Origin of the sequence: Micromonospora sp. NPDC050397 (assembly GCF_044901685.1) — a bacterium.
Taxonomy (GTDB): Bacteria; Actinomycetota; Actinomycetes; order Mycobacteriales; family Micromonosporaceae; genus Micromonospora_G.
Map to the genome: position 1 here is coordinate 94,491 of NZ_JBJDPS010000018.1, position 24,442 is coordinate 118,932.

25 protein-coding genes are annotated in these 24,442 nt (G+C 69.9%); 11 read left to right on the forward strand and 14 right to left on the reverse strand.

Features of this window, described 5'->3' with window-relative positions; all coding sequences use genetic code 11:
- The first annotated feature begins 91 nt into the window (after positions 1–91).
- Positions 92–2,452 carry an AAA family ATPase gene (locus ACI2K4_RS32330; RefSeq protein WP_404516819.1) on the forward strand — a complete coding sequence of 787 codons (2,361 nt, stop codon included), beginning with the start codon at positions 92–94 and terminating at the stop codon, positions 2,450–2,452.
- Between the two features lie 84 nt (positions 2,453–2,536).
- On the opposite strand, the gene ACI2K4_RS32335 is transcribed toward ACI2K4_RS32330, so the two are convergent.
- On the reverse strand, positions 2,537–3,790 hold the full coding sequence (locus ACI2K4_RS32335) for an acyltransferase family protein (protein WP_404516821.1): 1,254 nt from the start codon (positions 3,788–3,790) through the stop codon (positions 2,537–2,539).
- A 184-nt stretch (positions 3,791–3,974) separates the two neighbouring features.
- Complete coding sequence (locus tag ACI2K4_RS32340) at positions 3,975–4,466, reverse strand: GNAT family N-acetyltransferase (protein WP_404516823.1); 492 nt, start codon at positions 4,464–4,466, stop codon at positions 3,975–3,977.
- 418 nt (positions 4,467–4,884) lie between these two features.
- Here ACI2K4_RS32340 and ACI2K4_RS32345 point away from each other — a divergent pair, with 418 nt between their 5' ends.
- Positions 4,885–6,294: an acyltransferase family protein gene (locus tag ACI2K4_RS32345; RefSeq protein ID WP_404516825.1), complete on the forward strand. Its 1,410-nt coding sequence runs from the start codon at positions 4,885–4,887 to the stop codon at positions 6,292–6,294.
- A gap of 126 nt (positions 6,295–6,420) precedes the next feature.
- On the opposite strand, the gene ACI2K4_RS32350 is transcribed toward ACI2K4_RS32345, so the two are convergent.
- Complete coding sequence (locus ACI2K4_RS32350) at positions 6,421–7,263, reverse strand: hypothetical protein (protein ID WP_404516827.1); 843 nt, start codon at positions 7,261–7,263, stop codon at positions 6,421–6,423.
- 226 nt (positions 7,264–7,489) lie between these two features.
- Between ACI2K4_RS32350 and ACI2K4_RS32355 the strand changes: the two genes are divergently transcribed.
- Positions 7,490–7,705, forward strand: a complete 216-nt coding sequence (locus ACI2K4_RS32355) for a hypothetical protein (RefSeq protein WP_404516829.1) — start codon at positions 7,490–7,492, stop codon at positions 7,703–7,705.
- Positions 7,706–7,726: 21 nt separating this feature from the next.
- On the opposite strand, the gene ACI2K4_RS32360 is transcribed toward ACI2K4_RS32355, so the two are convergent.
- The 4 genes from ACI2K4_RS32360 to ACI2K4_RS32375 all read right to left on the reverse strand — a co-directional run bounded on the left by ACI2K4_RS32360 (position 7,727) and on the right by ACI2K4_RS32375 (position 11,373).
- A complete protein-coding gene (locus ACI2K4_RS32360) occupies positions 7,727–8,173 on the reverse strand; it encodes a DUF3263 domain-containing protein (protein ID WP_404516831.1) in 447 nt (148 codons plus the stop codon).
- A 250-nt stretch (positions 8,174–8,423) separates the two neighbouring features.
- A complete protein-coding gene (locus tag ACI2K4_RS32365) occupies positions 8,424–9,434 on the reverse strand; it encodes an ABC transporter permease subunit (protein ID WP_404516833.1) in 1,011 nt (336 codons plus the stop codon).
- Complete coding sequence (locus ACI2K4_RS32370) at positions 9,431–10,453, reverse strand: ABC transporter ATP-binding protein (protein ID WP_404516835.1); 1,023 nt, start codon at positions 10,451–10,453, stop codon at positions 9,431–9,433. Before ACI2K4_RS32370 ends, ACI2K4_RS32365 begins: the two co-directional genes overlap by 4 nt.
- Before the next feature lie 134 nt (positions 10,454–10,587).
- Positions 10,588–11,373 carry a DeoR/GlpR family DNA-binding transcription regulator gene (locus tag ACI2K4_RS32375; protein ID WP_404516837.1) on the reverse strand — a complete coding sequence of 262 codons (786 nt, stop codon included), beginning with the start codon at positions 11,371–11,373 and terminating at the stop codon, positions 10,588–10,590.
- Positions 11,374–11,564: 191 nt separating this feature from the next.
- On the opposite strand from ACI2K4_RS32375, the gene ACI2K4_RS32380 reads away from it, so the two are divergent.
- The 3 genes from ACI2K4_RS32380 to nagA are packed head-to-tail and all read left to right on the forward strand — an operon-like array spanning position 11,565 to position 14,630.
- Positions 11,565–12,494: an SIS domain-containing protein gene (locus ACI2K4_RS32380; RefSeq protein WP_404516839.1), complete on the forward strand. Its 930-nt coding sequence runs from the start codon at positions 11,565–11,567 to the stop codon at positions 12,492–12,494.
- Positions 12,491–13,501: an ROK family protein gene (locus ACI2K4_RS32385; RefSeq protein WP_404516841.1), complete on the forward strand. Its 1,011-nt coding sequence runs from the start codon at positions 12,491–12,493 to the stop codon at positions 13,499–13,501. The genes ACI2K4_RS32380 and ACI2K4_RS32385 overlap by 4 nt, the downstream gene beginning before the upstream one ends.
- Positions 13,502–13,520: 19 nt before the next feature.
- On the forward strand, positions 13,521–14,630 hold the full coding sequence (gene nagA / locus ACI2K4_RS32390) for an N-acetylglucosamine-6-phosphate deacetylase (RefSeq protein WP_404516843.1): 1,110 nt from the start codon (positions 13,521–13,523) through the stop codon (positions 14,628–14,630).
- On the opposite strand, the gene ACI2K4_RS32395 is transcribed toward nagA, so the two are convergent.
- Together ACI2K4_RS32395 and ACI2K4_RS32400 are read right to left on the reverse strand one after the other, a co-directional pair.
- Complete coding sequence (locus tag ACI2K4_RS32395) at positions 14,587–15,873, reverse strand: APC family permease (protein ID WP_404516845.1); 1,287 nt, start codon at positions 15,871–15,873, stop codon at positions 14,587–14,589. The two genes, nagA and ACI2K4_RS32395, sit on opposite strands and share 44 nt — an antisense overlap.
- Positions 15,874–15,883: 10 nt before the next feature.
- On the reverse strand, positions 15,884–16,702 hold the full coding sequence (locus ACI2K4_RS32400; RefSeq protein WP_404516847.1) for a phosphatase PAP2 family protein: 819 nt from the start codon (positions 16,700–16,702) through the stop codon (positions 15,884–15,886).
- 150 nt (positions 16,703–16,852) lie between these two features.
- Here ACI2K4_RS32400 and ACI2K4_RS32405 point away from each other — a divergent pair, with 150 nt between their 5' ends.
- The 3 genes from ACI2K4_RS32405 to ACI2K4_RS32415 are packed head-to-tail and all read left to right on the forward strand — an operon-like array spanning position 16,853 to position 18,821.
- The gene (locus ACI2K4_RS32405) at positions 16,853–18,088 is read left to right on the forward strand and encodes a DUF4032 domain-containing protein (RefSeq protein ID WP_404516849.1); all 1,236 of its coding nucleotides are present in this window, start codon (positions 16,853–16,855) and stop codon (positions 18,086–18,088) included.
- Between the two features lie 53 nt (positions 18,089–18,141).
- Positions 18,142–18,507: a type II toxin-antitoxin system RelE/ParE family toxin gene (locus ACI2K4_RS32410; protein ID WP_404516851.1), complete on the forward strand. Its 366-nt coding sequence runs from the start codon at positions 18,142–18,144 to the stop codon at positions 18,505–18,507.
- Complete coding sequence (locus tag ACI2K4_RS32415) at positions 18,504–18,821, forward strand: helix-turn-helix domain-containing protein (protein WP_404516853.1); 318 nt, start codon at positions 18,504–18,506, stop codon at positions 18,819–18,821. The genes ACI2K4_RS32410 and ACI2K4_RS32415 overlap by 4 nt, the downstream gene beginning before the upstream one ends.
- 16 nt (positions 18,822–18,837) lie before the next feature.
- Here ACI2K4_RS32415 and ACI2K4_RS32420 read toward each other — a convergent pair whose 3' ends face one another.
- The 3 genes from ACI2K4_RS32420 to ACI2K4_RS32430 form a co-directional block, all read right to left on the reverse strand.
- On the reverse strand, positions 18,838–20,949 hold the full coding sequence (locus ACI2K4_RS32420) for a glycogen debranching N-terminal domain-containing protein (RefSeq protein ID WP_404516880.1): 2,112 nt from the start codon (positions 20,947–20,949) through the stop codon (positions 18,838–18,840).
- Positions 20,939–21,358, reverse strand: coding sequence for an SCP2 sterol-binding domain-containing protein (locus ACI2K4_RS32425; protein WP_404516855.1), 420 nt, complete (start codon positions 21,356–21,358; stop codon positions 20,939–20,941). The genes ACI2K4_RS32420 and ACI2K4_RS32425 overlap by 11 nt, the downstream gene beginning before the upstream one ends.
- A gap of 159 nt (positions 21,359–21,517) precedes the next feature.
- Complete coding sequence (locus tag ACI2K4_RS32430) at positions 21,518–21,898, reverse strand: hypothetical protein (RefSeq protein WP_404516857.1); 381 nt, start codon at positions 21,896–21,898, stop codon at positions 21,518–21,520.
- A 113-nt stretch (positions 21,899–22,011) separates the two neighbouring features.
- Here ACI2K4_RS32430 and ACI2K4_RS32435 point away from each other — a divergent pair, with 113 nt between their 5' ends.
- Positions 22,012–22,863: a helix-turn-helix domain-containing protein gene (locus ACI2K4_RS32435; RefSeq protein WP_404516882.1), complete on the forward strand. Its 852-nt coding sequence runs from the start codon at positions 22,012–22,014 to the stop codon at positions 22,861–22,863.
- Positions 22,864–22,870: 7 nt separating this feature from the next.
- A complete protein-coding gene (locus ACI2K4_RS32440) occupies positions 22,871–23,071 on the forward strand; it encodes a DUF397 domain-containing protein (protein WP_404516859.1) in 201 nt (66 codons plus the stop codon).
- A gap of 183 nt (positions 23,072–23,254) precedes the next feature.
- Here ACI2K4_RS32440 and ACI2K4_RS32445 read toward each other — a convergent pair whose 3' ends face one another.
- The gene (locus tag ACI2K4_RS32445; protein WP_404516861.1) at positions 23,255–23,617 is read right to left on the reverse strand and encodes a hypothetical protein; all 363 of its coding nucleotides are present in this window, start codon (positions 23,615–23,617) and stop codon (positions 23,255–23,257) included.
- A 6-nt stretch (positions 23,618–23,623) separates the two neighbouring features.
- Positions 23,624–24,442, reverse strand: an 819-nt coding sequence (locus tag ACI2K4_RS32450) for a polymorphic toxin-type HINT domain-containing protein (protein WP_404516863.1), incomplete at its 5' end; no start/stop codon positions are given.

A 24,442-nucleotide genomic window follows, 5' to 3' on the forward strand; every position in this document is an offset into this window, starting at 1 on the left:
GGGCGGCCGGGCGGTAGGACGGGCGGCCGGGCGGTAGGACGGGCGGCCGGAGAAGACGGATCGGGATGCCCGGGGCGGCTACGCTCGGCCGGTGGCCGAGCCCGATCTCATTCTCACCGCGAACCTGCGATCGGCGGCCCTGGACGCCCGCCGGGGCATCGTACGGCTGCACCCGTCCGTGCTCACCGCGCTCGGCCTGCACCCCGGTGACCCGGTCCGGTTGACCGGCCGCCGGGTCAGCGCCGGCATCGTGGCACGGGCCGAAGCGAGCAGTGGGCGTGACCTGCTGCACGCCGACGACCTGCTCCTGGGCAACCTGGGCGTCCGCGCGGGCGACCCGGTGACGGTGGCGCCGGCACCCGTGGTGGCCGCCCACCGGGTGGTCCTGGACGGTCCAGCCGAGGTCACCTCGGTCGTACCACCGGAGTTGCTCCGGCTCGCCCTGCTCGGCAAGCTGGTCACGGTCGGCGACGACGTCTCGCTCCTGCCGCAGGACGTACTGCCGGACGGGGCGGTCCGCGCGCGGGTCGACGCGGCGCGACGCAGCCTGGCGAACACCATGGGTTACGCCTGGACGAGCACCCTGCTCCGGGTCACCACCACCGAACCGGCCACCGCCGCCCTGGTCACCATGGACACCGTGGTCGCTTGGCTCACCATGGACACCGTGGTCGGTTGGCCGGATCGCGTCGGATCGGCCGGGGCGTCCCCACAAAACCGTGACACTGCCGGCGTACGGACCTCGGGCGGTGCCCGGGCCGGTCGAGCGGCTCCCTCCGGCGGCGCCGAAAACGGCGGGATTCCCCGGTCGACGTCCACGGCACCCGTCCCGGCGTGGAGGTCGGAACCGGAGTCGGGACTGGCGTCGGCGTCGGCGTCGGAACCCTCGCCCGGCCTGGCCGACCTGCCCGGACTGCGTACCCAGGGGGCGATGCTGACCGAGCTGCTCGACCTCGGCTTCCACCACGGGGAGGTGCTGGGTCGGCTCGGCACCACGGTCTCGCTCGGCGTACTTGTCACCGGCGCGGCCGGGTCCGGCAAGTCGGCACTGGTCCGGGCGGTGGCCGGGGAGGTCGGCGCCCGGGTCGAGGCGGTCTGGGGACCCGAACTGGCGGCGCTGACCAACGACGCGGCGGCCCGTCGGCTGGACGAGTTGGCCAGGTCGGTACGCACCCACGGACCAGCCGTGCTCCTGATCTCCGATGTCGAGTCGCTTGCCCCGCGTGACGAGCCGGGTCCCCTGGCCACCTTCTTCCGGCAGATCCTCGCCGAGACAGTCCGCGCCGGGGCGGCCGTGGTCGCCACGACCAGTCGCCCGGAGGCGGTCGACCCGTCGCTGCGCGCCCCCGACCTGCTCTCCCTGGAACTGGCGGTGCCGCTGCCGGACACCGCGCTGCGGCGCGAGCAGTTGACCGTACTGACCCGGAGGATGCCGCTCGCCGAGGACGTACGGCTGGACGAGGTCGCCGCCCGTACGCCCGGGTTCGTCGCCGCCGACCTGGCCGCGCTGGCCCGCGAGGCCGGGGTGCGCGCGGCGTTGCGCCAACGCGCCGAGCCGTCGCCGCTGGTCGCGATGGCCGACTTCACCACCGCGCTGGAGGTGGTACGCCCCACCTCGATGTCGTCGTCGACGCTGCGGCTCGCCACGGTGACGCTGGACGACGTCGGGGACATGGCCGAGGTGAAGGAGACGCTGACCGAGTCGGTGCTCTGGCCGCTCACCTACCCGGACACCTTCGCCCGGCTGGGCGTGCAGCCGCCCCGAGGGGTGCTGCTCTACGGGCCACCCGGCTGCGGCAAGACCTTCCTGGTCACCGCGCTCGCCGGCTCCGGTCGCGCGAACGTGCTGTCGGTCAAGGGCGCGGAGTTGCTCTCCAAGTGGGTCGGCGAGAGCGAGCGGGCGGTACGTGAACTCTTCCGCCGGGCCCGGGACGCCGCGCCCACCCTGATCTTTCTCGACGAGGTGGACGCCCTCGCCCCGACCCGGGGTCAGGCCACCGACGGCGGCACCACCGACCGGGTGGTGGCCGCCCTGCTCACCGAGTTGGACGGGATCGAGACCCTACGCAACGTGATCGTGCTCGGGGCGACCAACCGCCCCGACCTGGTGGACCCGGCGCTGCTGCGGCCCGGACGGCTGGAACGGCTGGTGTACGTGCCGCCGCCGGACGCGCGGGGCCGGGCCGACATCCTCCGGGCGGTGGCGAAGCCGGTGCCGCTGGCCCCGGACGTGGACCTGGACGCGGTGGCGGAGTCACTGGACGGTTTCTCGGCCGCCGACTGCGCGGCGTTGGTCCGCGAGGCGGCGTTGGCTGCGATGCGGGAGTCGCTGGCCGCTGCCACGGTCACCGCCGCCCACGTGGAGGCTGCCCGGGTTCGGGTACGACCGTCGCTCGACCCGGGCCAGGTCGCCTGGCTGGCCGCGTACGCGTCCGGGCGGGACGGGACCTGACCGCCCGAACGGCACGCCTGTTGCCCGGGTGCCCGCCGACTCGGGCGCCGGCTGCCGTCGGGCGCCGCCGCGTCGGCGAGCCGATCAGCGGCGCGTCGGCTCTGCCCGTACCCGCGCGAAGTCGGCGCGGAGCCGATCGCGCAGCATCCTGGCGACCGGCCGCTCGTAGATCACGTTCAGCGCCGCCGCGAGCAGCAGCACACCGATCACGATGGTGCCGAGCAGCAGCCACGGCGCCATGCCGAGGTCCCGGAACTCGCGGATGACGAGCTGCCCGATCCGCTGGTGGAGCAGGTAGACCGGGTAGGTGAGCAGGCCGATCGTGACCAGGCCCCGCCACCGCAGCCAGGAGAACCAGCCGAGGGCGATCGCGACCATGATCAGGAGGAAGGCGGAGAAGAGCGCCAGGGCCACCGCGTAGTGCGTCTGCCGGCCGTCCACCCGGGCGGTCAGCGAGACGGCACAGAGAATGGCGGACATGCCGAGGGTCGCCCAGAGCAGGAGACTCGGTCCGAAGCGGTGGATCAGGTAGAGCGTGACGCCCACCACGAAGTACGGCGCGTACAGCGGCTCGACCAGAACCTGGAGCAGTCGGGTCTCGGTGGCCTGCGCGAACAGCGCGACGACCGTCCACATCGCACAGAACAGCAGCACCCGCCGGTACGTCGCACCGACCGCCACCACGACGGCGAAGAGCAGGTAGAACTTCAGCTCCACGAAGAGCGTCCAGTAGACCGTGTCGATGCTCGGCTGGTCCAGCAGCGACTGGACCATGGTGAGGTTCGCGAGGATCTGGGGCACCGACAGGTCGTTGCCGGGCGGTGGCCCGAGCAGGACCACGGCCGAGGTCAGGAGCACGGCCAGGACGTACATGGGCATCAGCCGGGTGACCCGGGAGACGAAAAACTCCGACAGGGTCCGGCCCCAGCCGCTCATGCAGATGACAAAGCCGCTGATCACAAAGAAGAACTCGACGCCGATCCAGCCGTAGCGGAAGAACTGGGTGACGGTGTGGGTGAAGAGCGTGGCGGTGTCCGCTCCCCAGACCTCGGACGGGGCCACCAGGTGGAAGCCGACCACCATCATGGCCGCCCCGAAGCGGAGCAGGTCGAGCACGTAGAGACGGTCGCCCGACCGGGCTCCCCGGCGCTCCGGCAGCGCCGGGCCGCTCCCGACCTGCTCGGCCCGGGTCTCACGAAGGTCGGTGGCGACGTCACGAGGTTCGCCGGTGCCGTCGGGCGGCCCGGCAGCGACGTCGGACGGCCCGGTGGCGGCTCCGCGCGGCAGCGGCACCTCCGGTCGCACAGGGTCCTGGTACGCCGTGGGCGTGCTGTTCACGCTTCCTCGTCTCCTGCCGACCATGCTGCGGGCGGCGGGAATCCTACCGGTCGCCCGGGTGGCGGGCGGACCGCAGGCACGACTCGGCCGACCCACCCAGCCGACCCGCTCGGCCGCCCTCCAGCCACCCCGCCCAGCCGGCCCCTCTAGCCCGCCCGTTCGGCGGTCCGCGCGGCTGCCGGGGTCAGCCCAGGCGAATTCGGGCCCGTACGGTGTCGCCGTCGTGCTCCAGCTCCGCACCGGCACGGCGGAGCACGCCGAGGGCCGGGATGTTGTCGGGGGTGGTGTCGGCGGTCACCAGGCGGGCGCCGGCACCGACCGCCTCGGCGAGCAACAGCCGCAGCGCGGCGGCGGCGATGCCCTGGCCCCGGGCCGACTTGCCGAGCCACATCCCGGTCTCCATGGTCGCCGGCTGGTCGTGGCAGGTCATCCTGATCATGCCCACCACGTCGTCGTCCACCAGGATGGCGAACATCGCGGTACGGGCCGCACCGGCGAGGCCGTCGAACCTGGACCGGTGGAAGGCACGGAACGCCTCGCGTCGCGCGTGTGACCAACCGGCGGGTGCCTCGACCGGGGGCATCACGTCATCCGGTTCTGCCTCGGCAACGGCTACGGAGAGCAACGGCTCCAGGGTCTGCTCGTCTATCGGTCTCAGTCGTACGTTGCTGCTCACGAACCGCAGTTTGGTCGCCCCGTACCCGAACCGTCCACCGCTTTGGCCAAGCTTGCCGTTCCGCCGTCACGCCCTGCCCGGTACAACCCCCGACTGGCACTGAACGCCCTACCCAGGGTGACCGATGGGGAGGACGGCGCCGTCGATCGGCGGCGGCTCCGGCCCGACGCGCCACCCCGGGTTCGGTCGCCCTCACGGTCCCACCCTCGACCGAATCGCCGCCGGAGAAGGTCGCGCTCAGTGATCGACGTCAGGCGTCCCCAGTTTCGGCGAAGCGGACAAAATGTAGCCAAATCGTAGTAATAATGCCTTACACCCATAGCCGGGGCTTCTCGGCCGACAAGTGAGCAAAGATCCCGGACGTACGGAAACAAGGCTGTTTCATGCGCCCACCTCGTCGATCGTGAGGAAGCCGTCGGTGAACGCGTTCCGGTCCTACTGGCATCGTCTGCCCACGCTCGAAGAGCGCTACTCCGCCAAGCAGAACGCCTTCGGTGTGCTCCGGATGGCGTTCGCCTGCGGCGTGATCATCGCGCACGCCCAGCCGCTCGGGTTCGGCCAACCGAGCATCGGCTGGGGCTGGTCGTCCGGGCAGAGCGACCTCGGCACCATGTCGCTCTACGGGTTCTTCCTCATCTCCGGCTTCCTGATCACCGAGAGCGGGCTCCGCCACTCCCTGGGCCGGTACGCCTGGGCCCGCTTCGTCCGTGTCTTCCCCGGCCTCTGGGTCTGCCTACTGGTCACCGCCCTCGTCCTGGCGCCGCTGGTGGCGCTCTACGAACGTGGCAACCTCAACGGGTTCTGGAGCCATCCGGAGGGACCCTTCGACTACCTGACCACCAACTGGCTGGCCTCGATGGAGCAGTTCAACATCTCCGGACTGCTCGCCGGCACCCCGTTCGGTGGCATGGTCGGCGGCCCGAGCGCGTTCGACGGCTCGCTCTGGACCCTCCGGTACGACCTGGTCTTCTACGGGGTCGTCGCGATCCTGATCGCCACCGCCGTGCTGAGCCGGGCACCCCGGGCGGTGCTGCTGATGACCGCTGTCTGTTACGCCCTGATCCTGCGTGACCTGCTCGGCGCGGCGGACCTCACCAGCCGCCCGGCCCAGCACGGCGCGATCGGCCCGTTCCCGCTGATCGGTTCCTTCGCCGCCGACTGGACGCTCTACCTCGGTTTCCTCTTCCTGTTGGGCGCGGCCGCCAGGCTCTACCCGCACCGCGTCCCGATGCACGGATCACTGGCCGTGCTGGCGGCGGTGCTGCTGGCCGGCTCGCTCTCGCTGGGGGCGTTCATGGCGGTGGGTCCGCCGACGATCGCGTACCTGGTGCTCTACCTGGCGGTCGCGCTGCCGCAGCGGTTGGCCCGGCTGGGGCGCGGCCGGGACTACACCTACGGTCTCTACATCTACGGCTTCCCGGTACAGCAGGTCATCGCCCTGCTCGGGGTGGCCCAGTTCGGGCTGGTCGGCTTCATCGTCTTCAGTCTGCTCGGCACCCTGCTGTTCGCGGTGCCCTCCTGGCACTTCGTCGAAGGTCCAGCGATGCGGCTGAAGCATGGTCTCCCGATCCACACCTACCGTCGCCGCCACGGCGCCCGGATCACCGCCCGACACACACCCGCGCCGGTCCGTACCCCGACGCCGATCGTCACGGCGCCGGTCCCGACGATCGGTACGGCGCCCACCGGCCCCCGTCCCCGCGATGGCGGGCGTCGAGGGCCGGCGCGGCACCGTCAGGTCGCCGCGAGCGGCTCCGCCCGGCTACGCAGAACCGGCCAGTTCTCGTACCGGGACGTCGAGGCCCTGCTGGACAAAACCCGGCGTTGAGCCCACGAGGCTCTCCCCAGTGGTGAGCCGTCCGACCGGCGGCCCACTGCCCGTGCGCGCGGCCTTGGCCCGACCCATCGGTCCGCCAAGGCCGCGCCACTGGGCTGGCTGCATCGGCTCGCGGGGTCAGCGGTCGAATCGGCAGAGTGCGGCGGTCGCGTCGTCGTACCGCTTGAACCGGTGCCGCTCCTGATCCTCGACGACCTCCCGCTCGGCCGCACGCACCCGACGGATCAGCTCGCTCGGGCCGTCGGCGGTGAGCAGGGCGAGCAGGCTGTGCCAGTCGAGCAGGCCGAGCTTGTCGACCGCGTACGACGCGCCGTCGGTGAGCAGCGCCGCCCGGCGTACCCGGTCCGGACCGGTCAGCGACAGCCCACCGCCGATGGCGTGGTACGCGGCCTCGGGGTCGGCGGCGGCGACCCAGTACCCGCCCGGGGTGTTCATCTGCTGCCGCTGCCAGATCACCGAGCGGCGGAACCGGGCCTGCGGGTCGTTGTCGTCGCCGCTTGCCTTGCCGGCGAACGCGGCCGATCTGAGCCCGACCATGGTGGTCTCCAGCCGGTCATCGGTGATCACCTGCAACCGGCTGCCCAGGTCGACGACGAGCGGACTGTCGCAGAGGACCAGGTAGTCGACGTGCTCGGCGCCCTCCCGGACAAGGCAGACGGTGGACGACGGTGTGCCCGGGTGTCCGAGGTCGCACCGGTTGCCGTGATCGCCCCGGACCGCGTCGATCGCGGCGGCCAGCACCTCCATCAGGGTGGCGCCCGGTTGGTCGGCGGCGACCAGGCCGATCCGGGCCGCGAGCCGGCGGACGTACCAGGCCGGACCGTGTACGCATCCGGTGTCGAAGCCCTCCGGCACGGTCGCCCCGTCGAGTACGCCGACGAGTTGTCCGTACTGGAAGACGTGGTCCTCGTTCGCCAGTCGGTCCGGTGCCGCTTCGGAGGCGGACCATACCTGCATCATCCTGGGGTCTCCGGCTCTGCCGCGAGGCAGCGGGGCTGCGCTCGGTCGAAGGGGTGTCGAAGCGGTTGCGCCTTGATCCATGTCTACCCGACCGGAGCTGCCCGCCCTTACTGAATGAGTCCCTTCCCACCGGTGGAATACCCGATCCCGCGCCGGAAGTACGTACGGGCGGGCGGGTATGGCAAATCCGAACTTTGCTCGTCATGACTGACGGTAGTGTCAGGGCATGTTGAAGAAACTGCACGACATGGGTCTACGGTCGGACCACTGCTACATCGCGGGTTTTGCCAGCATCGCCCTGTCTTTCGGCTGCTGGCTGGCGTCCAAGCAGTTCGAGAAGGGGGCGGAGATCGACCGCGCGGACCGCTGGGGCATCTTCGTCGGCGAGTGGGCGCCCACGTTCATCGCGCTCGGCAACGGGCTCCAGGGTTACGAAAAGTAACGCCTCACCACACCTCGACCCTCACCGGCGCCGGGTACGCGACCGCGCGGCCCGCAGCCGACGCAGGCGGGCCACCAGCACCGGTTCGGCGGCGAGTGCGGCCGGGTTGTCGAGCAGTCCGTTGAGAAGCTGGTAGTAACGCGTCGCGGAGATGTCGAAGCTGTCGCGGATCGCCTGCTCCTTGGCCCCGGCATGCTTCCACCAGCGCCGTTCGAAGGCCAGGATCTCCCGCTCCCGCTCGGAGAGCCGGACCGGACCGACCACTCCAGCCGGACCGGGCTCGACCTCTTCCGGTCCGACCTCTCCCGGTGCGGCCGGGTCCCGCTCGGTTGTCGAATCCGGGCCGGTCCGTTGCCCAGGCACGACCGGCGAGACGGCTGGCGGGCCGCCGGGCACCGGGGCCGGTGACACGACCCGCTCGGCGTGCCCCTCGTCGTTTGTCGCGCGAGCGTCAGCACCCGGCTTCATGGCGCTCCTCGCAGACCTCGGAAGCCGCACCCTCCGTACGGCCCCACCAGCCTAATCGCGCCCACCCGGTACGCCCAGCCCCCGGCCGGCGCCGACCGCCGCGGCGGCGTGTCCGGGCACTGCCCCGTCCCGTCGTAAGCGCCCAGCCGAAGTCGACACTTGACGAAGACCTACACGAAAGATGATGTGCCTACACGTTTTTACGTGTAGGAATCGACGGCGACACCACTTTCGGTGGGGCTACTCAGCGTCACGTCACGTCGCGGCTGCGCATCGCCCAGAGCGCGGCGGCGAGCACGACCACCGTGCCGACGCCGAAGACGAGGCCCGAGTCCTGCCAGGTGAGGACAAGTTCCCCCGGCGTGCATTCGCCGAACTGAAAGTTGCACGCCTGGTAGTCGCGGAGCGTCCACTCCTTCTCGAACCAGGCCAGCGCGTAGGTGGAGAGGACGTACCGGTCGCCGAACGGGGTGCCGATCAACCCCATCACGATCCGTACGCCGATCTCGCTGACCACGGTGAGGCCGACCGCGACGCCGAGCGCCATCGCGGTGTGCCGGCCGAGCGAGGCCAGCCCGAAGGCGATCGTGCTCACCGCCAGCACCAGACCGACGGCCCGGAGCCCGGAGAGGGCGAACGACTCCCACACCCCCCGGGTCAGCTTGCCGGTCACCCCGTCGTAGCGGCCGATCAGCCAGAACGCGGCGGTCCAGAGCGCGCCGAGCACCAGGCTCAGGCCGAGCAGCGTACTGAGCAGCGCGGCCAGTTTGGTGAGCAGCACCGTCAGCCGTTTCGGCCGCCAGAGCAGGAGATTCGTCATCCCGCCGGAGTTCCACTCGGCGCCGACGTACGACGCGCCGACGACAAACCCGAACAGGGCCAGGATGCCGGCGAAGATGGCGATGAAGGAGCCGAACTCCTCGCGGAAGTCGAACTGGTACGGCATGAACCACTCGGCCTGGAAGTTCTCCCGGGTCGGGGTCCACTCCCGGCCACAGTCCGGCGGGAACTGGTCGGCGGGCGCACCCGCTGCCTTGGCCGCGTCGCAGGCCCGGATCGAGTCCTCGTGGTACCGCAACTGCTCCCGGTACTGCGCCTCGGCGCGGGCCTCGGCCGCGGCGACCTGGGCCGGGCCCACCTTGTGACTGTTGAGGGTGAAGGCGACCGCGATGCCGGCGAGCCCGAGCAGGAGCAGGGCCAGCATCAGCCGGGTCACCCGGCGCTTGAAGATCCGGCGCAGCTCGGTCGTGTAGAGGTTCATACTCCCCAACCTCCCGGCGCTCCGCCGGATTCGGGTGTTGCCTGCTCACCGCCGCCGACCAGGGCCGAGTCGTCCACCTGACGGGCCTGGCCGGGCACCGGCGCGGTGGCGGTCAGGTCCAGGAAGACAGACTCCAGGTCGGCGGTGACCGGGGCCAGTTCGCTGACGTACAGGTCACGGTTGGCGAGGGTGCGGCTGACCCAGGAGGACTGCTCGACGCCGTACACCATCAGGTGGTCGGCCTCGGCGGTGACCTCGGCCCCGGCCTGGCGCAGCGCCTCGGCCGCCGCCGGCAGGTCGGCGGCGGCGTCGAGCCGGACCCGCAGGGCGTGGCCGGCGTGCTGGGCGAGGACCTCGGAGACCGGGCCGGCGGCGACCCGGCGACCGCGCGAGATGATCGTGACCGAGTCACAGATGAGCTGCACCTCGCCCAGGATGTGACTGGAGAGCACCACGGTCATGCCGGAGCCGGCGAGGTCCCGCATCAGCGCCCGCATCTCACGGATGCCGCCGGGGTCGAGCCCGTTGGCCGGTTCGTCCAGGATCAGCAGTCGCGGGTTCTTCAGCAGGGCGGACGCGACCGCGAGTCGCTGCTTCATGCCGAGCGAGTACGACTTGACCCGCTCCCCGCTCCGGTCCCGGAGTCCGACGAGTTCGAGCACCTCGGTCACCCGCGTCTGGGGCACCCCTCCGGCACCGGCCAGCAGGGAGAGCGTGTCCTGCGCGGTGAAGTTCGGGAAGAACTGCGGGCTCTCCACGATCGCGCCGACCGAGCCGGCGACCTCGGGCAGGGCGGCCGGCACCTCCCGGCCGAGAATCGCCATCCGGCCGTCGTTGGGCCGGATCAGGCCGAGCAGCGTACGCAGGGTGGTGGTCTTGCCCGAGCCGTTGGGGCCGAGGAAGCCGTGCACCTGCCCCGCCTCGACCAGCATGTCGAACCCGTCCAGAGCGTGCCGTACGCCTCGGCGCCTACTCCGGTAGGTCTTCCGCAGACCCTCGATCTCCAGTACGGCCGTCAAGCCCGACCTCCCGTGCGACGGTTACGACTCGCGCCATCCTGCCCGGTATACCAGGCAACCAAGCTGAAAGTGTCCGAAACCTAGCAATTGACTACAACCTGCCCAACCGATACGTCCTCGCTCGGGGTGCGTACTCAGGCCGTGATCACGTGCACCCCGACCTGCCGGAAGGCGTCGACGATCGCCGGGTCCGCGCCGGAGTCGGTCACCAGCGTCTCCACCCGCTCCACCGGGCAGATCCGGGCGAACGCGTGACCGCCCAGTTTGGACGAGTCCGCGATGATCACGACCCGCTTGGCACGGGCCACCATCAGGTTGTTCATCGACGCCTCACCCTCGTGGTGCGCCGCCGCCCCGAGTTGTACGTCGATCGCGTCCACCCCGAGCAGCGCCACGTCCAGGGTCACCTCGCGCAGCAGCGCCCCGCCGAGCGGCCCGACCAGTTCGAACGACTGCGGTCGGACCACCCCGCCGGCCACCACCACCTTCATCCGGGACCGGACCAGCAGCTCGTTGGCGATGTTCAGGGCGTTGGTGACGACGGTGAGCTGGGAACCGTCGGCGCTGGTGTTCAGGTCGGGACGGACGGCGAGCGCGCGGGCGACCTCGGTGGTGGTGGTGCCCCCGTTGAGGCCGACCACCATGCCCGGGGCGACCAGCGCGGCGGCGGCCGTCCCGATCCGCTGCTTCTCCGCCGAGTGCTTGGCCGTCTTGTAACGCAGCGGCAGGTCGTACGAGACCCCGTTGGCGACCGCGCCACCCCGGGTACGGTTGATCATCTGCTGCTGGGCGAGCTGGTCGAAGTCACGGCGGATGGTGGCCTGCGAGACGTCCAGCCGCGCGGCGGCATCCTCCACACTGACCCGACCGCTCTCGGTCAGCAGCTCGAGCAGGGCGTTCCATCTCGCGTACCGGTCCACCGCGAGCCTCCACGCACGTACGGTGATTGATTGCGTGCACACTAGTGCGCGAAACAGGGGTCGCGCAAAGAACCCGCCTGCGCGAACCTGCACACAGTTGCCAGGTCGAACATGTTTCGAGCAGAATAACGCGCGAAAGACGGTCGGAACGAACGGTATCGCGCAGCAGTTCTCGCCACCGAGGAGCCCTGATGGCGTACGTCGACGCGGAAATCACCAGCCAACCCGACTGTTGGCTACAGGCCGCCGCACTCGCCGACCCGTCGGCCGAGGCGCTGCCCCGACGGGGTGAGCGGGTGGCAGTGGTCGGCTGCGGCACCTCCTGGTTCATCGCGATGGCGTACGCCGCGTTGCGTGAGCGCGCCGGCCACGGCGAGACCGACGCGTTCCAGGCGTCCGAGTTCCCCGCCGGACGGCGCTACGACCGGATCATCGCGATCACCCGCTCCGGCACCACCACGGAGGTGCTCGACCTGCTCACCGCCGTACGCGGTCGCACCCCCGCGACCGTCGTCGTCGGCGACCCCGACTCCCCCGCCGTCGACCTGGCCGCCGCCGACGTACGGCTCCCCTTCGCGGACGAGCGGTCGGTGGTGCAGACCCGCTTCGCCACCAGCGCGCTCGCGCTGCTCCGCGCGCACCTCGGCGAGAACGTCACCGCGCTGGCCGCCGACGCCGAGGTGGCCGTCCGGGCGCCGCTGCCGGTCGACCCGGGCCTGGTGGAGCAGGCGACCTTCCTCGGTCGGGGCTGGACCGTCGGGCTGGCCCAGGAGGCCGCGCTGAAGTGCCGGGAGGCGGCCACCTTCTGGTCCGAGGCGTACCCGGCGATGGACTACCGGCACGGCCCGATCGCGATCGCCGGCCCGGGACGGGTGGTCTGGGCGTTCGGCGACATCCCGGACGGGCTGGCCGAGGAGATCGCCGGCACCGGAGCCGCCTTCGTGCACAGCCGGACCAACGGCACCCACACCGTGCTCGGTGACTGGGCCGCCGGCCGTACGCCGCTCGACCCGATGGCCGACCTGATCCTGGCGCAACGCTTCGCGGTGGCGCTGGCGACCAGCCGTGGCCTGGACCCGGACACCCCACGCAACCTGACCCGGTCCGTGGTGCTCGCGTGACCGACGTACTCCCGCCGGTGCCGTCCGCCGGGTCCACCCGGTCCGCCGTGGTGATCGCGCTCGACGTCGGCGGCACCGGGATCAAGTGCGCCCTGGTACGACCGGACGGCACGACCCACCACGTCGAACGGCATCCGACCGGTGCCGACCGTGGACCGGAGGCGGTGGTCGAGACCATCCTGTCCATCGCCGAGGGGCTGGCCGACCGGGCCCGCGCCGACGGGCTGACCCCGGCGGCGGTCGGCATCGCCGTGCCCGGGGTGGTGGACGAGGCGGCCGGGGTGGCGGTCTGGTCGTCGAACGTCGGCTTCCGCGACGTACCACTGCGGGACCTGGTCACCGCGCGGCTCGGCCTACCGGCCAGACTCGGCCACGACGTACGTGCCGGAGCCGTCGCCGAGGCGCGACTCGGAGCCGGACGGGGCGCGGCGTACGTGCTCTTCGTCGCCATCGGCACCGGCATCGCCGCCGGCCTGACCATCGACGGTACGGCGTTCACCGGTGCCCACGGCGCGGCCGGCGAACTCGGCCACATCGTCGTACGCCCGAACGGGCCGAAGTGCGGTTGCGGCCAGACCGGTTGCCTGGAGGCGATCGCCTCGGCCGCCTCGGTCGGCCGCCGTTACAGCGAACTCGCCGCCGATTGGCCGACCGGGCAACGGATCGACGCCGCCGAGGTGGTCCGACGGGCGCGGGACGGTGAGGAACTCGCGTCCCGGGTCTGGCGGGAGACGATCGAGGCGCTCGCCGACGGGCTGCTGACCGCACAGGCGCTCTACGACCCGGCGGTGGTGGTGCTCGGCGGAGGGCTGGCCGAGGCCGGCGACGAACTGCTCGTACCGCTGCGTACGGCGCTGCGCGCCCGGCTGACCTTCCACCGTGAACCCCGGCTGGTGCCGGCCGCGCTCGGTGACGAGGCCGGCTGTCTCGGTGCGGCACTGCTCGCCCTGGACAGCATCGGCGCCCCGGGAGCGGGTGGCACCCTCGACCCCGTCCACACCCCCTGACAGGTTGGAGAGAGCGCTCGTGATCAATCGCGTGACCGGCAAGGTGGTAACCCCGACCGGCGTCATCCGGCAGGGTTGCGTGGAGATCGACGGCGAGCGGATCACCGCGGTCGCGGAGTATCCGTCGATCCGGGACGGGCACTGGATCGTCCCCGGGTTCGTCGACATCCACAACCACGGCGGCGGCGGACACACCTTCACCACCGGCGACCCGGACGCGGCCCGCGCCGCCGCGGCCTTCCACCTCTCCCACGGCACCACCACGTTGCTGGCCAGCCTGGTCAGCTCCCCGTACGAGCTGATGCAGGACGCGACCGCCGCGTTCGCCCCGCTGGTGAAGGAGGGGGTGCTCGCCGGTGTGCACTACGAGGGGCCGTACCTCTCGGAGGTCAGGTGCGGGGCGCAGAACCCGGACTTCCTGCGCGATCCTTCGCTGGACGAGCTCGGCAGGCTGATCGAGATCGGCGACGGCGTGGTCCGCATGGTCACCATCGCCCCGGAGCGGCCGGGGGCGCTGGAGGCGATCCGGCTGCTCGTCTCCCGTGGCGTGGTCGCCGCGATCGGCCACACCGACGCCGCGTACGACCAGACCATGGCCGGGGTGAATGCCGGCGCGACCGTCGCGACCCACCTTTTCAACGGCATGCGTACGCCGCACCACCGCGAGCCCGGCCCGGTCTTCGCGCTGCTCGGCGCGGCCGGTGTGGTCAGCGAGTTGGTCGCCGACGGGGTGCACCTGCACGACGGCACGCTCAGCTTCGCCGCCTCGGTGGGCGGCGCGGAGCGATCCGCGCTGATCACCGACGCGATGGCCGCCACCGGCATGCCCGACGGTCAGTACGAGCTGGGCGGCCTGGAGGTGGTGGTCGCCAACGGGGCGGCCCGACTGGCCCGCGGCGGCGCGATCGCCGGCAGCACCCTGACCATGGACGCCGCGCTACGCCGGGCGGTCGGAGTCGGCATCGCCATACCGGACGCCTGCCGGATGGCCTCCACCACCCCGGCCCGCACCATCGGCCTCGCCGACGACCTCGGCGCCCTCATCCCCGGCCTCCGCGCCGACCTCGTCGAACTCGACGAAAACCTCAACGTCGTCCGAGTAATGCGCGCCGGCACCTGGCTCCCCTGAGGGTGCGGGCGAGGGTGGCCAGGGCTAGGACGGCGAGGGCGGTGAGGACGGTGGCAGGGGGCAGGGTGGCGGCCAGGGTCAGGCAGCCGAGCAGGCCCAGCAGGGCGAGCGCCCGTACGGGTAGGCGCCGGCCGGGGTCACGGTTAAGGGTCAGCGCGGCGGCGTTCGTGATCGCGTAGTAGACCAGCACGGCGCAACTGGAGAAGCCGATCGCGCTGGCCAGGTCGCCGAGGCTCACCAGGACGATCACCAGACCCGCCACCAGCAGTTCGGCCCGGTACGGCACCCGCCGGTCGGGGTGTACGGCAGCCAGCGCACGGGGCAGGTCACCCCGCCTGGCCATCGCCAGCGCGGTCCGCCCCACCCCGGCGACCAGCGCCAGCAGTACGCCGACGACGGCGACCGCCGCGCCGAGACGTACCAGTGGGGCGAGGGTGGGCAGACCTGCGGCTTCGACCAAGTCCGCCAGTGGCGTCGTCGAGTCGGCGAGCCGGTCCGCGCCGAGCACGGCCAGGGTCACCGTGGCGAGGGTGAGGTAGACCAGCAGCACCAGCCCGAGCGCCACCGGCACCGCGCGCGGGATCGTGCGCTCCGGGTCGCGTACCTCCTCGCCCAGCGTGGCGATCCGGGCGTAACCGGCGAAGGCGAAGAAGAGCAGTCCGGCGGCGCCGAGTACGCCGTACCCCGTGAAACCGGAACGGTCGACGAGCCGGGCGGGGTCGGCGGACCCGGTGGCGACTCCGACCACCGTCACCGTCGCGAGCACGGCCAGGGTGATCGTGACCAGCCAGCGGGTGGCCCGCGCGGTCTTGCCGATGCCGCCCAGGTTGACCGAGGTCACCGCGACCACCGCCAGGACCGCGACCAGCTTGGCCTGCCCCGGCCAGAGGTACGCGCCGATGGTCAGCGCCATCGCCGCGCAGCTCGCCGTCTTGCCGGCGACAAAGCTCCAACCCGCGACGAAGCCGGCGAGGTCGCCGAGCCGTTCCCGGCCGTAGACGTAGGTGCCGCCGGATTCCGGGTAACGAGCGGCGAGCCGGGCCGAACTGGTCGCGTTGCAGTACGCGACAAAGCCGGCGATCACGAGCGCGACCAGCAGTCCGAGGCCGCTGCCGGCGGCGGCGGTGGCCGGGGCGAAGACCACGAAGACGCCCGCGCCGAGCATCGAGCCGAGCCCGATGACCACCGCGTCGGGCACACCGAGCCGCCGGTCGAGTGCCGCCGGGGCGCCTGACTGTTCCATGGGCCGCAGGCTAGAGGGCGTCGGTGAACACTCCGGGTCGGTCGAGCCCGTTCGGCAAGGCCGGCAGCGGCAGGTCGTCCCAGGGAATCCGGGCGAGCAGCCGGTCGACAAAGAGACCGAGCAGCACCCCGGCGACGCTGTCGGTGATCCAGTGGTAGCTCAGGTAGGTGGTGGTGACGAAGACGATCACCGGGGGCGCGATCCGGATCGCCCGGGCCAGGCCCGCTGGCGGGTGGGGTCGACCCAGCGTACGCAGGAGCGAGACCAGGAGCAGGGCGATCACGCCGTACCAGATGATCGCGTTGGCGACGTGGCCGGACGGGTAGGACATGCTGTACTCGTCCAGCCCGTGGTTGAAAATCTTCACCGACTCTTCCGGCGGAAGGGTCTTCGAGCTGGGTGCGGCCCGGTCGGTCCAGAGCTTGAACGGCCCGATGGTGACGTACGTCGCCACGAAGGCGGCGGCCACCACCAGGACCGGCCGGATCGAGCGGGACCGTAGTGCGGTGGAGATGCCGAGGATCGCGGCGATCGGGGTGAGCAGCCAACCGCCCTGGCCGAGGAAGTTGAAGACCTGGGCGATCCAGCGGGCGGCGTCGGGGCGGTGGGCGTTGCACCACTCGCGTACGGCCTGGTCGATGCCGTAGAGGTGACCCTCGGCCAGGGCGAAGGTGAGACCGGCGAGCGCGGCGAGCAGCAGCACGTCGAACCACCAGCCCGCCGGACGCACCGGCCGCAGCCGCAGCCGCGACCGGGTCCGCCGTACCGTCCCGGCCGTCTCTCCGCCGGTTGTCGCGCCGCTTCCGGTGGTCTCTCCGCTTCCCCGCACCCGCCAAAGCTACCGTGCCCGCTCCCACCGCCTCGCGGGTAAGGAAGGGCCCCTTATTAACGCTATGCGTTAATAAGGGGCCCTTCCTTACCCAGCAGGGTGGGTGTGTGACCGGCCACGGTGAGGGGCGGTAAGGGGCGCGGAGCCGGCATGCTTGTCCCCGTGCGCATCACCTCGGCCCTCGTCGACCCGGCGCTGCTCGACCTGCCGTGGTCGACGCCGCTGGAGCAGTGGCCGGCTGACCATCTGGTGGCGCTCCCCCAGGGAATTTCCCGGCATATCGTACGTTTCGTACGTCTTGCCAACACCGTGTACGCGGTCAAGGAGACCGGTGAAAGGGTCGCCGAGCGGGAGTACGACCTGCTCCGCGCCCTGGAACGGATCGACTTCCCGTCCGTGCAGGCGGTGGCGATCGTCGCCGACCGGGTGGACGACAACGGGGAGCCGCTGGACCCCGTACTGATCACGAAGCATTTGCAGTTCTCGCTGCCGTACCGGGCGCTCTTCTCGCACACGCTCCGCCCGGAGACGATGAACCGACTGCTCGACGCGCTCGCCGCGCTGATCGTCAGAATGCACCTGACCGGCTTCTTCTGGGGCGACTGCTCGCTGTCGAACACCCTGTTCCGACGGGATGCCGGGGCGTTCGCCGCCTACCTGGTCGACGCCGAGACCGGGGCGCTGCGCAGCCAGCTCTCCAACGGGCAGCGCGGCGAGGACATCGAGATCGCCCGGGTGAACATCTTCGGCGAGGCGCTCGACCTCCAGGCCGCCGGACTGCTGCACGAGGCGATCGACCCGGAGGAGGTCGCCGACCAGGTGGTGGAGCGCTACGAGCGGCTCTGGCACGAGATCACGTACGAGCAGCAGGTGGAACGGGACGACCGGCACGACATCGAGGGCCGGATCCGACGGCTGAACGAGATGGGCTTCGACGTCGCCGAGGTCGCCATGTCCCTGGTCGACAACGGCCGCTACCTGGTACGCCCGAAGGTGGTCGACGCGGGTTACCACAGCCGGCGGCTGCTCCGGCTGACCGGGCTCGACGCCGAGGAGAACCAGGCCCGGCGACTCCTCAACGACCTGGACACCTACCGGGCCGAGAGCGACCTGTCGGACGAGCAGCAGTCCGCGCACCGCTGGTTGACCGAGGTCTTCGAGCCCGTGGTCCGCGCGGTGCCGGCGCACCTACGCAAGAAGCTGGAGCCGGCGGAGCTCTTCGTGCAGGTCATCGAGCACCGCTGGCGGCTGTCGGAGCAGGCGGGACGGGACGTCGGGCTGGCCCCGGCGGTGCAGTCGTTCCTCGCGGACGTGCTCGTGCACCGGCCGGACGAGCAGGCTGTACTCGGCGTACCCGTACCGGCCGTCCAGGCGTCAGCCACCTGATTCCGACCTGAACAGCTCACCCGGCGAGGTATACCGAACGCTATACTTGCGGGGTGGGTGGCCAAGAATGGGAGATCTACCTCGTGGACGAGGTACGCGAGTGGATCGATCGTCTTGACCCGGAAACCCATGCTCGGGTCGTGCAGGCCATCGACCTGCTGGCGGAGGCGGGCCCCGGCCTGGGGCGCCCACTGGTCGATTCGATCCACCGGAAATCCATAGCCAACCTGAAGGAACTGCGGCCGGGCACCGTACGGATCCTCTTCGCATTCGACCCGTGGCGTTCCAGCATTTTGCTGGTCGCCGGCGACAAGGCCGGGAAGTGGAACGCCTGGTACAAGGAGGCCATCCCCCTCGCGGAGGAGCGATATGAGGCGTACCTGAAGGAGCGCACACACGAGGAGGGCAGAAACCGATGAGCAGCTACTCACGCTGGCAGGACATTCGCGCGGAGCAGGTCGAACGCGCCGGTGGCGAGCAGGCCGTCGAAGCCGGCAAACAGGAACTCCTCGCGGAGGTGCTCGGACACCGCCTCGCCGAGGTGCGCCGGGCGCGCGGCCTGACCCAGCAGCAGGTCGCCGACCGTATGGGCGTGACCAAGGGCCGCGTCTCCCAGATCGAACAAGGCAAGGTCTCCGGGCAGGACGTGCTGGCCCGCTTCGCCGCCGCTCTCGGCGGACGTCTACATCAGGCGATCTACTTCGACGACGGCGACATCGCCGCCATCGCGTGACAATCGGTCATCTCCGTCACGGCCCGGACGGCAACCGGTCGCGGCCGGACGGCCGTGGCGGTTCGACATCCGCCTCGGCTGGCCGACCCAACGCGTCCGCCCTGCCCCAGCGCCCGGAGATGTGCAACAGGGCGATCTGCCCGAGTTCGGGTGGCACCGCGGCCTTGACCACCAGGTGGTCGCCGTGCGCCTCCAGGCCGAGGACGGTACGCAGCAACGACAGCACCGCCCCGGCCGACCAGCCCTGGGGGCTGGTGGCGGTGGGATAACGCACCGGAGCCACGGTGAGCCGACGGTCGTAGCCGGCGAACGCCTCGGGCAGTCGACCCTTGAAGTACGGTGCCGCCTCGAACACGGCCTGGGCGATGGTGCCCGCCTCGGTGGCGAACCCGTACCGGCGCAGGCCCTCGGCGATGATGGAGTTGTCGTACGGCCAGACGGCGCCGACGTGGTAACCGAGCGGGTTGTAGGTCGTCTCCCCTGCGGCGAGGGTCCGGACTCCCCAGCCGGAGAAGAGTTTCGGCCCGAGCAGATGCTCGACCAGGGCGCCGGCCCGGTCCTCGTCCACGATGCCGCTCCAGAGCAGATGACCCAGGTTCGACGCGAGCGCGTCGACCCGGCTGCCGTCGACCTCCCGGGCGAGCGCGTAGTAGCGCCGGTCGGGCAGCCAGAAGTCCTGGTTGAACCGCTCCCGCAGCTCGGCGGCCTGGCGTTCGAGCTGGTCGGCGTACCCGGGATCGCCCCAGAACGTACGCGCCATCCGGGCGCCGCGCAGCTTCGCGTCGTACGCGTAGCCCTGCACCTCGCAGGTGGCCCGGGGCCACCCGGGTAGCCGGCCGTCGGCGTAGCAGATCGCCCGCTCGGACTCCTTCCACGACTGGTTGGGCTCCCTGCCCGGTGCCCGTGGTGGTTGGTACCAGAGGTAGCCGTCACCGGCCAGGTCGCCCCACTCGTCGATCCAGCGCAGTGCCGCCCGCGCCTCCCTCTCCATCCGACGTACCAGGTCGGCGTCGCCGGTCCAGCGTTCGTACTCGTCCAGCAGCACCACGAAGAGCGGCGTGGCGTCGATCGAGCCGTAGTATCGGGCGTTCGGGGTCTCCCCGAAGGCCGCCGCCTCGTTCCAGCGGAGCAGATGGAGAATCTTCCCGGGCTCCTCCTCCCGGAAGTCGTCGAGCTTCGTCCCCTGGAACGTCGCCATCGTCCAGATCGTCGTCGACGCCAACTCGGGCAGGTACGGCAACGCCTGGAGGCTGGTGAGGATGTTCTGCCGACCGACCACCGTGTTCAGCCAGGGCAGACCCGCCGAAGGAACTCGGCCGCTGCCGTCGAGTCCCGGAATTCGCAACGCCGCCAGGTCGACCAGGCTCCGCCGGTACGCCTCGGTCAGCGGGGCGAACTTGGACTCCAGCCGGGGCGCCTGGGCGACCCACCGGTCCAGTTCCTCCCGCATCCCCTCCTTCAGCTTGCGGATCAACGGCCCCTTGCCCGAGACGTCCTCGCCACCCGGCTCCCTGATGTCGGTCACCACCCGCAGCCGGAGCGACCAGTGCCCCTGCGGGGGTATCCCGACGGTGAAGGTCATCCCGTGCTGGTCGATCTCGGCCGGCTCGCTGGTCTCGATGACGGTTGAGCGGTGGAAGTTCCCACGGGCGTAGCACAGCTTCAGGTGGCGCTCGCCGATCTCGTGGTGGAACCGCCCCTTCTTCCTCGGTCCCGGGCCGGGAACACCGGGTACGCCCGGCTGGCTGATCCGGTCGACATCGGCGAAGTCGCTCGCCACGGTCAGCCGCATCGTCACCTCGGCCGGCTCGCGACCGCTGTTGAGAATCGTGATCTCCTCTTCGAGACCGGCGACGATGGAACGGTGTCGGATCACCGAGAGCGTGGTGTTGACGTAGTGCGTCGGTTGACCGGGTACGAGAAAGAATCGCGCCTCGAAATACTGCAGATCGTCGATCGAGAGCGGAGTCAGGCGCTCGCCGTTGATCGTCACAATCCACGTACACAGAAAACGGGTGTCGAGGAAGTAAAGACCGGCCGGGTCACCCGGTGTCGGGTCCACGTCTCCGCTCCTGTCACTGACGATGTATGTCAGCCCTTCCAGGATGCTGATCTGGCTAGCCCGCACGGTCCCGGCCGCCCACCACGTCATGGCCTCCGGCTGCTTTACGACCGCCGGCCCGGCCGGTGACCCGCTCGGGTCCACGCGCACCGGGCGGGCCGGGCAGCAGGCGTTCGAAGTAGATCAGGCTGCGCTGCGACCCGCGATACGTCATATCGTTACGGAGCACCGCCGTCGTCACGTCACCCCCGCTCACGAGGGCGTCGAACGCCTCACCATCTGCGGAGATGACGCAGTCCGCCTCCCGATCCCCCTCCGGCCAGACGGAGATACCGTCCTCGCCGAGGACGAGGTACCAGTGGGTCATCCGTCCCGAACGGAGCAGATCGAGACGTACGGTCGCCGAGAAGCCACGGGGTAGCAGGTGCAGACGCTGCCGCGCCGGACCCGCGAAGTACTCCGCCGTCCGGTCCACCCGTCCGCCTCCTCCCCCGTCCGCCCTGCCCCCGCTCTCCGTTAGCACGGGGCCGGGCACCCACCGGGTCAGCCTGACGCGGCGCAGGATGGTCCGGCATCACCCCGAACGGATGAGAACGCCGGAAGCCCTGGTTCAGAACGCGAGGAAGCCATGGGCTCAACCGGCGGCCGGACGCACCCGAGCGGTCCAGTACGTCAGGTCGGAGCGGTGCTCGACCAGGGTGATCGGCTCACCACACGCCTCCTGGATGATGTCGGCCGCCTCGTCCAGGTCACCCGGGTTGTGGTCCCAGTCGTCGTCGCGGAACATCCGCAGCCCCACATCCGTACGGTCGTAGCCGATCACCTCCGCCACCTCGGGCGGCACCAGCACGACCGTGTACCGGGCGGCCTCGACCTCGGCCTCGCTCGGCTGCGGCTGCTCCGGCCGACCACGGCGGAAGCGTTCCACCACCGACTCGATCGGCCCCGGCGAGTCGGCCGGGTCGTACGGCTGCGCCCAGGGCGGCGCGTACCGGAACGGCTTGAGGTCACCCATGTTGACGCTCCTCACCTAGATCATCACTTGGGGGTTGCCTGGCATCGCAATTTGCGATTAGGTTGGCGTCCTGGCGCACGGATGTCAATACCCCGAGGTGGAGGCGAGTGGACATGCCGAAGCAGAACGTACCGACCGTCGTCGGTCGCGGACTCGGCGGTGAGCTGCGACAACTACGCAAGGCCAAGGGGCTGACCGGCGCTGCCGTCAGCGCGCAGCTCGGTTGGCAGCCGTCCCGCCTGTCCAGGATGGAGACCGGCCAGCAGGGCATCCCACCCGAGGATGTCGCCTCGCTGCTCGTGGTCTACGGCGTGATCGGCGACGAGCGCAAGCGCCTGCTCGCCATGTCCGAGCGGGGCAAGGACCGTGGCTGGTGGGAGACGTACGGTTCCGGGCTGACACCCTGGTCGCGTACGTTCATCCGGTTCGAAACCGAGGCGATCCGGATCGTCAACTGGGAGCCGATGCTGGTGCCGGGGTTGCTCCAGATCCCCGACTACACCAAGGCGATCATGCGGGCGTGCGACATCCCCGACGCTGATGCCCAGATCAGGGTCGCCGCCAGGCTCGGACGGCAAGCGATCCTGTCCCGCGACGAGCCGCCCGAGTTGCACGTCATCGTGGACGAGTCCGCCCTACGCCGGGTGCTCGGCGGACCACGGGTGATGGCCCGACAGCTCCGGCACCTGGTCGAGACGGCCGAGCGTCCCAACGTGACAGTCTCCGTGCTGCCGTTCGGCGTCGGCGGGCACATCGGGGTGGACGGGCCGTTTGTCATCCTCGACTTCGTCCGTGACCCGGCGGTCGTGCACCTGGAGCACCGGATGTCGAGCCTCTTCCTGGAGGAGCCCGCGCAGGTCGACGCCTTCCGCAGCGCGGCGGATAAGCTGACGAGGATGGCGCTCAGCCCGGCCAGATCGGTCGAGTTCGTTGCGCGCGTCGCAACGGAGCACGAACGAGAGTGAGGCACTGATGGTCGCTGCGGATCTCGGTGACGTGGTCTGGCGCAAGTCCAGCCGCAGCGGCTCCGACACCGACTGCGTCGAGATCGCCGAACTACCGCACACCATCGCCGTACGCGACTCCAAGGACCCGGTCGGGCCCGTACTCAGCTTCCGGCGCTCAGCCTGGGCAAGCTTCCTCACCTACAGCCACACGATCGGCCTCAAGTGAGGCTTCAGCGACTCTCTGACGTGCGGCTTTCGCCATCAACAACAAAGGAATAGCAACCATAGTTGCGCTTTCAACCCCACGACGAACGGCACGCTACCCTAATCGAGGCGAGGACGTACTTCAACTCGCATTGAATGATCTCCACCAGAGAGAGCGCCGCCGACAATTTCTTTTTCAAAACCCTCAAGATCCGACTTCTAGCGACTTCAAATAACTAGCAAACTCTTCAAGAAACTGGACGAAATCCTCTGCGCGGTACTGAAAATCCTCAAATTGATCATACATATCGACCACTTTTACAACCTGGCGATCAATTCGCGTTATGTGCGCCGAGGAGGTGTTAAGCGAGTAATCAAAGCCGAACTCTTCCTCCAATTTTCGCCATTCCTTTAGGTAACTCTCCACCATCTGCACATCATTTCCGAACGGGAACGCAACGGTCTCCAGCCCATCCTTCACATTCTCAGACATCGAACCGTCGTCCACGACCTCGAGGAAGCCGTCTTCATCGAAAGCAAAATTCCACCGCATCCTCAGACCTCTCACTTAACTTCATCCTCTGCGTCCCGGAAACCAGGACTGCAGCTCACGGGAGCCATCGGGAGCCTTCCCAACCAATCCGGCCAACTCAACCCCATTAAACGAACCCTTGAGCTTATGACCCTTTTTGTTGGGGGTGCCACTTGCCGCCAAATAGCGTCCCGCATCCATAATATCCTCCTCCGTCCAGTCCGGAGGAAAGAATGTATGAGTTCCGCTCGCTAGTTTCTGCGCCTTTTGGCCGTCAGACAAAAGAGCCCCAACGGTGCCAATGACCTTAACGCTCCCATCAGAGTTCATTACCTCTTCGCCATCGATATACCGGTCAGCAGGGATGCCGCCGCTTTGATTGGGGTGCAGGTGCCATCCAACAAGTGCACCCTCTTTGTTCAATACCCCTTGGACTACGTGTTCGCGTGCCCCATCAGCCACACGACAAGGGTCATCATTGTTGTGTACCAGAACCGCTTCGTCACTGGCCGCCACATAGTACGTGTGGATGTCGGCGACGGTGAGGTCGCGCATCTCCTTGGCGCTGTCGTAGTTGACGACCTTGTCGACAACAACCCTGTCGCCGTCAGCGGTACGGAGCTCGTGCCCGACCGTCAACTCGGAGGCGTCGACCCACTTGTCGGCCGTCTCGTCCCAGAACGGGTGGTTCGCCGTCGTCTGCAACACCACAGCGGCGGCCAGTCCCGCGACAGCAGCCGCGACCTTGACACCCAGCTTGCTCTGACTCTTCTTCTTGTCCTCGACCCGGCTGACCGTCACATCGGTCAGCTCCTTGTCGGTGTTGCGGTGCAGCTCGGTCACCCGCTTGGCCAGTGACAC

Coding starts and splice junctions, on each gene's coding strand:
- ACI2K4_RS32415 (WP_404516853.1), top strand. CDS start 18,504: ATGAGCAGCTACTCACGCTGGCAGGACATTCGCGCGGAGCAGGTCGAA.
- ACI2K4_RS32355 (WP_404516829.1), top strand. CDS start 7,490: ATGTTGAAGAAACTGCACGACATGGGTCTACGGTCGGACCACTGCTAC.
- ACI2K4_RS32435 (WP_404516882.1), top strand. CDS start 22,012: ATGCCGAAGCAGAACGTACCGACCGTCGTCGGTCGCGGACTCGGCGGT.
- ACI2K4_RS32380 (WP_404516839.1), top strand. CDS start 11,565: ATGGCGTACGTCGACGCGGAAATCACCAGCCAACCCGACTGTTGGCTA.
- ACI2K4_RS32405 (WP_404516849.1), top strand. CDS start 16,853: ATGCTTGTCCCCGTGCGCATCACCTCGGCCCTCGTCGACCCGGCGCTG.
- ACI2K4_RS32350 (WP_404516827.1), bottom strand. CDS start 7,263: ATGATGCAGGTATGGTCCGCCTCCGAAGCGGCACCGGACCGACTGGCG.
- ACI2K4_RS32440 (WP_404516859.1), top strand. CDS start 22,871: ATGGTCGCTGCGGATCTCGGTGACGTGGTCTGGCGCAAGTCCAGCCGC.
- ACI2K4_RS32395 (WP_404516845.1), bottom strand. CDS start 15,873: ATGGAACAGTCAGGCGCCCCGGCGGCACTCGACCGGCGGCTCGGTGTG.
- ACI2K4_RS32430 (WP_404516857.1), bottom strand. CDS start 21,898: ATGGGTGACCTCAAGCCGTTCCGGTACGCGCCGCCCTGGGCGCAGCCG.
- ACI2K4_RS32365 (WP_404516833.1), bottom strand. CDS start 9,434: ATGAACCTCTACACGACCGAGCTGCGCCGGATCTTCAAGCGCCGGGTG.
- ACI2K4_RS32360 (WP_404516831.1), bottom strand. CDS start 8,173: ATGAAGCCGGGTGCTGACGCTCGCGCGACAAACGACGAGGGGCACGCC.